This window comes from Mannheimia sp. E30BD (assembly GCF_041807785.1).
Classification (GTDB): domain Bacteria; phylum Pseudomonadota; class Gammaproteobacteria; order Enterobacterales; family Pasteurellaceae; genus Mannheimia.
The window spans coordinates 40,045-46,670 of record NZ_JBGTYX010000017.1; the positions used below are offsets into that span (position 1 = coordinate 40,045).

Consider the following 6,626-nt stretch of genomic DNA (forward strand, 5'->3'; position numbering starts at 1 on the left):
TGAAAAAATAACCCTTATATTAAGAGCCAGCTAGGGGCGAAACATTTTTCGCCCCCTATTTATTATTTTAGGCGGTAATTTGCAAATTTTTTCGTAAAAACGACCGCTTGCAACGAGGAATTAAAATGAATTACACCAAAGACAACGACAAACTTTATCGCTACCTATTCAAAGAACGTGCGGTGCGTGGCGAATGGGTGCGTTTAAACGACACCTTTACTGAAACACTAAACACTCATCACTACCCGAAAGCGGTGCAGAATTTACTGGGCGAAATGTTAGTAGCAACCAGCCTTTTGACCGCCACAATGAAATTTAACGGCACCATTACTGTGCAGATTCAAGGTGACGGCCCGTTAAAATTGGCGGTTGTGAACGGTAACGACCAACAGCAACTCCGTGCCTTAGCCCGTGTTCAGGCAGATATTGCAGACAGAGCCTCATTAGCGGAAATGATCGGCAATGGTGTATTAGTGATTTCTATTATCCCGACCGATGGTGAACGTTATCAAGGGGTGATTGCTCTCGATAAACCAACCATTCGTGAATGTTTAGAAGATTACTTCGCCCGCTCCGAGCAATTACAAACCCACCTCGTTATCCGCACAGGCGAATTTGAAGGCAAAGCGGTGGCAGGCGGTATGTTGCTACAAATTATGCCGGACGGCACAGGATCACGAGATAACTTCGAGCATCTAGCCACGCTCACCGAAACCGTAAAAGACGAAGAATTATTTGGTTTAGAGGCAGAAGAATTGCTCTATCGCCTCTACCACGAAGAACAAGTGGAAGTTTACCCGCCACAAGATACCGAATTTAAATGTGGCTGTTCGAGAGAGCGTTCAGGCTCCGCATTATTACTGGTGCCGGCAGAAGAAATTGAAGAAATGTTGGCGGAAAAACAAGGCGTGATCGATATGCAATGCGAATGCTGCGGTACACAATATTTCTTTGACAAAGCAGCGATTGAAAGCTTTAAGGAAGAAACTGAAAAATTAAGTAAGTTAGGGTTAAATTAATCTTAAAATCAAAGGCAGGTCTGACTTGCCTTTTTATTTATAGAGTTTATATTAAGCTCGAATTTAATAAACAAAAGGATAAAAAATGAAAAAATGATTCAGCTTAATGTTTATTTGCTTTGGCTTAGTTGGTTGTAGCGTTTTTAGCGACAAACCACTCACACAAACAAAGCGAGATAATCTTCAATCTTTCTTAATTGTGCAAAATAAACTCTATATAGTGGGGGAATTACACGACTATCAATTTGAACACGATTTAGTTACTCAACTAAATCACTTCCTCAAATCACCTTACGCTAACCATATTGAACAAGTTGAAGCACAGTTTATAATTGAAAAAAGTCCAAAAGTAGAGGGAGAATATAAAGTATATCTCTCTGGCGATAAGTTAAAACCTACCGACCGAGCAAGGCTCAAATCTGAATTTAGTTTTAATGATGCAGCTGGCTCTATGATGTATCGCAGTTATAAAGCAAATGGTCAAATTGTGAAACTCGCAAATCGTAATGAGATTTTGCAAAAATATCGTTTCAAAAAACCAATAGAGGCTAGGGTTATTTATTACGAATTTGAAAGTGATACTAGTGCAGGAGAAATCGCCCTTGCGGCAGTAACATATCCAATTACTATACCACTTGCGATTGCCGCTGGCGTTGCGTTACTACCATTCCAAATGATTTGTTTCGCATTGGCTTTCGGATATTAACAAGCGGTCATAAAAACTCAAAAATTTGCAAATAAAAAGGGGCGGTAAGCATAAATATTACCAACTCTTTTTATATATGGCTTTATTTATTTGACCCCTCAGGGTGCAAGCCTATGCCTTTGTGCCTCTCTTTCAACTTAGCATTTACTTCTGCCCAAGATAAATCAGCATTGTGCAGCAACACAGTTAAATGATACGCCAAATCCGCCACTTCAGAAACCAATTCTTCCCGATCATTTTTCATTGCCGCAATCACACTTTCTACTGCCTCTTCCCCTACTTTTTGAGCAATTTTCGGTGTGCCTTTAGCGTAAAGTTTAGCGGTATAAGAACTTTCCGGATCAGCATTTTTACGCTCGGCGATCATTCGTTCTAATTTGCTAAAGAAGAGCCAATCTGGTTGCTCCTGTTCAAACTGATGAAAACAGCTCTCCGCCCCTGTGTGGCAGGTTTCGCCGATAGGGTTAGCGAGGATTAACAGGGTGTCGTTATCGCAATCCAAACTCATATCCACCACGTTTAGGAAATTGCCCGAGGTTTCGCCTTTCGTCCACAGCCGTTGTTTGGTACGGGAGTAAAATGTGACTCGCTTTTCAGCCAGCGTTTTTTCGAGGGCTTGTTGGTTCATATAGCCCAACATCAGCACTTCGCAGGTTTGGGCGTTTTGGATAATAACAGGCAATAAACCGTCCACTTTTTGCCAGTCTATTTTATTTTGCATTTTTTCTTCCTTTTTTGACCGCTTGTAAACCCATACGAGCCGTATGGGGTTAGCGAAGCCGAGCGACTTTGTCGCTCTTATAAGCAGTCGCAGAGCGACTGGAATTATTTAACCTAGCACGGCTCTTGCTAGGTTACTTACGCACCTCAACCCCTTCCTTCGCCAAATATTCCTTCAACTCCCCAATATTGATAATCTGTTTATGAAACACGCTTGCTGCCAATGCCCCATCAACTTTTGCATCAATAAAAGCATCACGGAAATGCACCATTTCGCCTGCACCGCCTGAGGCAATCAAAGGCACATTGCAAACTTCACGCACTTTTTTCAGTTGCACCAAATCGTAGCCGTTGCGTACGCCGTCTTGGTTCATCATATTCAGCACGATTTCGCCTGCTCCTCGCTTTTGCACTTCCGCCACCCAATCCAACAATTGCCATTCGGTTTGGAGGGTGCGTTTTTCATCGCCGGTGTATTGATTGACCCAATATTTGCCGGTTTCTGCCTCAAACCAGCTATCAATGCCAACCACCACCGCTTGCACACCAAAGCGCTTTGCCAGTTCGGTAATCAATTCAGGATTGGCAAGAGCAGGGGAATTGATGGAGATTTTGTCCGCCCCGAAAGCGAAAATCTGCTCCGCATCGGCAATAGTTTTGATCCCGCCAGCCACACAGAACGGAATATCAATCACCTGTGCCACACGCTCCACCCAGCTTTTATCCACCGTTCTGCCGTCACTTGAAGCGGTAATATCGTAAAACACCAACTCGTCCGCCCCCTCTTGGGCATAGCGTTGAGCAAGTGGCACAATGTCGCCGATGATTTCGTGATTGCGGAACTGCACGCCTTTCACAACTTGCCCGTCACGCACATCTAAACAAGGAATTATCCGTTTTGCCAACATTCGATTGCCTCCGCTACATTAAATTTACCTTCCAACAACGCACGACCGACAATTACGCCAGCCACGCCCGTGCCTTTTAAAGCAGCAATATCTGCAAGTGAGCCGATACCGCCTGAGGACTGGAATTGAATCTCCGGGTATTTGACACAGATTTCTCGATAGAGATCCACATTTGAACCTGCCAGCGTGCCGTCTCGAGAAATATCAGTGCATAAAACGTGTTGCAAGCCCACGGTTTGATAATCTTCAATCAACTCCTCGAGCGACACACCACTTGCCTCTTGCCAGCCACTAATAGCAATGATTTTTTGACCGATTGCATCAATGTTCACATCAAGTGCCAGCACAAATTTCTCCGCACCGTATTTTTTGAACCAGCCTTTAACCGTTTCACGCTCTTTCACCGCAGTCGAGCCAATCACCACACGGTTTGCCCCCACGGCCAACAAATCTGCTACATCTTGCTCGGTGCGGATACCGCCGCCTACTTGGATTTTGCAGTGGGTTTCACGAATAATCTTGCCAATAAGTGCGGTCTGTCTTTGAGCCGGATTTTTCGCCCCTGTAAGATCGACCAAATGTAACTGCTCCGCCCCTTGTGCCAAGTAATCGGCAAATTGGGCAATCGGGTTATCGGTATAAGTCGTCTGTTTCGCATAATCGCCCTGATGCAGACGAACTACTTGCCCATCGATAAGATCGAGGGCGGGGATAATTTGAGAGTGTTTCATATCGTTTTCCTGTTATATATTCCCCTCGCCCGCTCGGGACAAATGCTTGCATTTGAACGTTGGCTTTGCCAACCGCTCCGAAGGAGCGAGCGTAGCGAGTATTGGGTGGAGAAAATCCGTAGGATTTTCGGAGGGAGAGGGGATATTTTCGTGAATAGCCGCAAATATCACATCTAATACCATATTGATATGTCTCAATACCTCGTCATTCCAAAAACGAATTACGGTAAATTGTTGCTCTTCTAAATAAGTTGTTCGAATACGATCATATTCTATTTGCTCGGCGTGTTGAGAACCGTCCAGCTCAATAATTAATCTAGGATTTAATGAGAGAAAATCTGCAATATAATTTCCCACGATTTTTTGTCGATAAAATTTGATTCCACAAAAACGCTTTGCTCGCAAGTGATACCATAAAACTCGCTCAGCTTCTGTCATATTGGAACGTAAAGTTTTGGAATTCTGTCGTAAATTTAGGGTTTCTGTTTTTCTCATATTATTCCCCTCTCCCTCCGCAAATCTTAGATTTGCTCCTCCCTCTCCCGTAAACGGGAGAGGGGAAATAGATGTTTATTTCTTCACCTGTTTCGCCACTTGTTCAATCACCGCAGCGAAATCAATCGCATTTTGTTGCGTAATCACCGGTTTGCCGGTCTCTGCCTCCAAACTTTCCCGAGCCACTTTTGCAACATTTCCGCCCCGTTTGGCAACGGTTTTATTCTCTTCTAAGCCTTGTGGGTGGCTGATTTCGGTAATATCTTTGGTTGCTGCTTCGGCAAGCATATTCAGCACCAGCTCGGTGGTCGTCATATTATCTCGCAAGTTTTCCTTTTTCAGCCCTTTGAAATCCTTGTACTGGCGAGTAGTCATCCCACTCTACGCCTGAGTGATTTCATTAGTCAGAATAGCGAATTCACGCCCGGCTTGCACACCGTGATCCTGCCAAGTATCGGTTAGCTCCTTACGAACTTGAATAGCCTGCAAACGCTGATTAATCCACTCACGGGAATAGCCCTTTTTCAAGTAAGTAGCCAAGGCTCTGTCAATGGTCAATTCAGGATCGATAATCTCATCAATCCGCTCTTTGCCGACTTCCGCCAGCCACATTTTCAACGGCTCGGCTTTAGGGCTTGGTACAGACTGAATAATACGGAAAATGCCTTGTAAATCCGTGGCATCGGTTTTATACATTTTTCCATCAGAGGCTTGGAATTTCAGTTGTACGATTTTTTCGTACAACTCAATTCCGCCTTCTTCGTCCTTGATTTTCCGCTTTAAATCACTCCAATAACGGCGTGGATTGCTACTTTGCGTCAGCACCTCGATAATGTCCACTACCGAGAAAAACCACTCTTCTTTTTAGTTATCCCACACCGAGCGGATTTGGCTGTTTTCAAATAACTTAATTTCATTCATCACTTACCCCTCAAAACACCTGTTTAAATTTCCAGATATTTTAAGCTAAACCTTGGCACAATCAAGTTACTTTCTTTAACTTTTCGAGCGAGCTCACAAAATTAAATATTCTCCACAAAATTCCGTAACAACTTCGCCCCAGCCGCTCCAGAACGCTCTGGGTGGAACTGTACGCCGTAGAAGTTTTGGCTGGCAATGGCAGCGGAAAACGGCACGCCGTAGTCGCAGGTGGCGATGGTGTTTTCATTCGGTAGCACACCGTAGCTATGCACAAAATAGAAATGACTGCCTTGCTCAATGTCGTGAAACAACGGGTGGTCAGCTTGGTACTGCACCTTGTTCCAGCCCATATGCGGCAACGGTAAACCGCATTCAGGCAAGCGTTCGGTTTTGCCACTCATCAGGTTCAGTGTTGCCACATCGCCTTCGCGGGAAAATTCCGTCATTAGCTGCATTCCCAAACAGATACCGAGCATTGGTTGGGTGGCGTTGCGAATGGTGTTAATAAGTCGGCGATCGTGCAAAATCGCCATCGCCGCCGCTGCGGTTCCCACACCAGGGAGCAGCAATTTATCGGCAGATTGGATTTTGCCGAGATCTCGCGAGATCTCAGCCTGTATGCCAAGGCGATCAAAAGCAAATTTGACCGAAGACAGGTTGGCACAGCCTGTGTCGATGATGGTGAGGTTGGTCATTTTTTAAATTCTCTACACTAGAAATTCTGTATTTTAGAAAACAAGCAATTCTGTATTTTAGAAAATAATCCATATTTTTTATTGTCATCATATTTATCTCTAGATAAATCATATTTTATTGTTTGTGTAGCATTTTGATTAATAGACCTAATAAACCCATGTTTAATAGCTAAATTTTCAAAAATTTTAGATTTGCCTATATAAACTCTTATAAAAACATCTGATTTTGTTAAAAATAATGTTTGGAGAAGTTCTTTTAAAAACGCTTTACCAATACCTTTTCTTCTTGCTTGCTTATCTACATAAAATAAGGGGCTGTCCTAGATAACTAATCTAAACCCCCTTTAACCAATTGTTTTAAAAGGAATATTTGAGATTTTAAGTCACTGTGATTAAAACGCCATTCGCATTCTTTCAAATATAGCTCAAAA

General features: G+C 43.4%; 7 protein-coding genes and 2 pseudogenes. 2 read left to right on the top strand and 7 right to left on the bottom strand.

The genetic code is table 11. The features are described from left to right. The first annotated feature begins 125 nt into the window (after positions 1-125). Together hslO and ACERCG_RS09370 are read left to right on the top strand one after the other, a co-directional pair. Positions 126-1,019: an Hsp33 family molecular chaperone HslO gene (gene hslO, locus ACERCG_RS09365; RefSeq protein ID WP_373611778.1), complete on the top strand. Its 894-nt coding sequence runs from the start codon at positions 126-128 to the stop codon at positions 1,017-1,019. A 106-nt stretch (positions 1,020-1,125) separates the two neighbouring features. After that, on the top strand, positions 1,126-1,725 hold the full coding sequence (locus tag ACERCG_RS09370) for a hypothetical protein (RefSeq protein ID WP_373611780.1): 600 nt from the start codon (positions 1,126-1,128) through the stop codon (positions 1,723-1,725). Positions 1,726-1,807: 82 nt separating this feature from the next. Here ACERCG_RS09370 and hisIE read toward each other — a convergent pair whose 3' ends face one another. The 7 genes and pseudogenes from hisIE to ACERCG_RS09405 all read right to left on the bottom strand — a co-directional run. Continuing rightward, a complete protein-coding gene (gene hisIE, locus ACERCG_RS09375; RefSeq protein ID WP_373611786.1) occupies positions 1,808-2,491 on the bottom strand; it encodes a bifunctional phosphoribosyl-AMP cyclohydrolase/phosphoribosyl-ATP diphosphatase HisIE in 684 nt (227 codons plus the stop codon). 88 nt (positions 2,492-2,579) lie between these two features. Further along, complete coding sequence (hisF, locus tag ACERCG_RS09380) at positions 2,580-3,353, bottom strand: imidazole glycerol phosphate synthase subunit HisF (RefSeq protein ID WP_373611781.1); 774 nt, start codon at positions 3,351-3,353, stop codon at positions 2,580-2,582. Next, positions 3,335-4,084 (bottom strand): 1-(5-phosphoribosyl)-5-[(5-phosphoribosylamino)methylideneamino]imidazole-4-carboxamide isomerase, encoded by a 750-nt coding sequence (gene hisA, locus ACERCG_RS09385; protein ID WP_373611782.1) that lies wholly within the window; start codon positions 4,082-4,084, stop codon positions 3,335-3,337. The genes hisF and hisA overlap by 19 nt, the downstream gene beginning before the upstream one ends. A gap of 12 nt (positions 4,085-4,096) precedes the next feature. Next, positions 4,097-4,579: an endonuclease domain-containing protein gene (locus ACERCG_RS09390; RefSeq protein WP_373611783.1), complete on the bottom strand. Its 483-nt coding sequence runs from the start codon at positions 4,577-4,579 to the stop codon at positions 4,097-4,099. Between the two features lie 75 nt (positions 4,580-4,654). After that, positions 4,655-5,500: pseudogene (locus ACERCG_RS09395) on the bottom strand (BRO family protein). Positions 5,501-5,601: 101 nt separating this feature from the next. Next, entirely contained in the window at positions 5,602-6,195 is a 594-nt protein-coding gene (gene hisH / locus ACERCG_RS09400) for an imidazole glycerol phosphate synthase subunit HisH (protein WP_373611784.1), read from the bottom strand. Positions 6,196-6,523: 328 nt separating this feature from the next. After that, positions 6,524-6,626, bottom strand: a pseudogene (locus ACERCG_RS09405) (IS1595 family transposase); the annotation flags it as partial.

Bases quoted from the DNA above. Each gene is read 5' to 3' on its own strand.
- hisH (WP_373611784.1), bottom strand. From the start codon at position 6,195: ATGACCAACCTCACCATCATCGACACAGGCTGTGCCAACCTGTCTTCG.
- hslO (WP_373611778.1), top strand. From the start codon at position 126: ATGAATTACACCAAAGACAACGACAAACTTTATCGCTACCTATTCAAA.
- hisA (WP_373611782.1), bottom strand. From the start codon at position 4,084: ATGAAACACTCTCAAATTATCCCCGCCCTCGATCTTATCGATGGGCAA.
- hisF (WP_373611781.1), bottom strand. From the start codon at position 3,353: ATGTTGGCAAAACGGATAATTCCTTGTTTAGATGTGCGTGACGGGCAA.
- ACERCG_RS09370 (WP_373611780.1), top strand. From the start codon at position 1,126: ATGTTTATTTGCTTTGGCTTAGTTGGTTGTAGCGTTTTTAGCGACAAA.
- ACERCG_RS09390 (WP_373611783.1), bottom strand. From the start codon at position 4,579: ATGAGAAAAACAGAAACCCTAAATTTACGACAGAATTCCAAAACTTTA.